Here is a 1117-nt window from a genome sequence, read left to right on the forward strand (position 1 = left end):
TTCCTTTACCCAGTCGGGTTCTGGAATAAGAGTATTTAGGGATACCTTAGAAAAATTAATAAGTTCCTTATTCTGTTGTGCCCATTTCCAAAAGGCTGCTACGTCAATTCCTAAAAATGTTCGTGTGTTTGCTCTCAAGATGTTATAGGGCAATTCTTTTGTCTGAATCCAGTTATAAATGSTATGARCATCAACTTGSAGGCAYTYKGCTAGTTCATATACYGTAAYATTTCCCAGATGAGCTCTTACGCCACGTATACCTAAACGATATAATCTAGACTCTAATGCTTGTATACTTCGTTGTAAGCGTCTAGATATGTGGTCAAGGGACTTGACTCCATACCATTTTAGCAAGTATTCATCCTCTTTCTTTGTCCATCTACGTAATGACGTATTTTGTACTAGTTTTAACAGTCTAATTCGATTCGCAACAGAAGAAGGGCTCTTGCCTAAATGTTTTCCAATCTCTTGGTTGTTCATCCTATTAATATTTACTTTTAAGAACGTATCCTGGTCAGGGGTCCATCTTTTGCGTATGCCATTTTGTTTGTTGCGAAGTTGTAATCGTGAGACCCGTTTATTAACCGATTCTTTACTACGATTTAAACATTCACCAATTTTTTGGAGTGTCATCCGTCCATATTGTTCTTTTAGAAATAAATCTTCTTCCTTCGTCCACAGTTTTTGATTTTTAGTCATTATATCTCCCTCCAATTCGCGACTTAGATGTATAGAAAGCTAAGTATAGAGAATAGTAATGAAGATGTTCATCTTACCTTAACAGAGATTAAATCCTGTTTCATTTACTTTTTTATATATTGGACATAGGGTATCATTTTGTTTAGTTTGTTTTTGTCTAATTTGTCAGTGAAACGATAAACAATAGTTACTTTTTCTTTGAGTTCTTACTTTTGATACTCATATACAACAGGAACTTGATCCATTTTGACCGTTTTGGCCACTACATAACGACGGTATCCATCTTTTAAGATCTTTGATCCTTTTTCAATCGTCAACGGTTCATCTAAGCGCCCTGTACGCTTCACAAAATCGATCACCTTTTGCGTTTTTTCAGGGTTTGGACGTGTCTTTAAGAACTCTTCAGGAACGATAATAT

The 1117-nt window shown here is 35.5% G+C and carries 2 protein-coding genes; both read right to left on the reverse strand.

Annotated features, from left to right (window positions below; genetic code table 11):
* A partial coding sequence (locus tag AC1DRF_RS29075; RefSeq protein WP_477742451.1) for a sigma-70 family RNA polymerase sigma factor occupies positions 1-699 on the reverse strand: 699 nt, incomplete at its 3' end.
* 206 nt (positions 700-905) lie between these two features.
* The coding region (locus tag AC1DRF_RS29080) for a ParB N-terminal domain-containing protein (RefSeq protein ID WP_477742452.1) at positions 906-1117 on the reverse strand (212 nt) is incomplete at its 5' end.

This window comes from Priestia sp. P5_B4 (assembly GCF_056400385.1).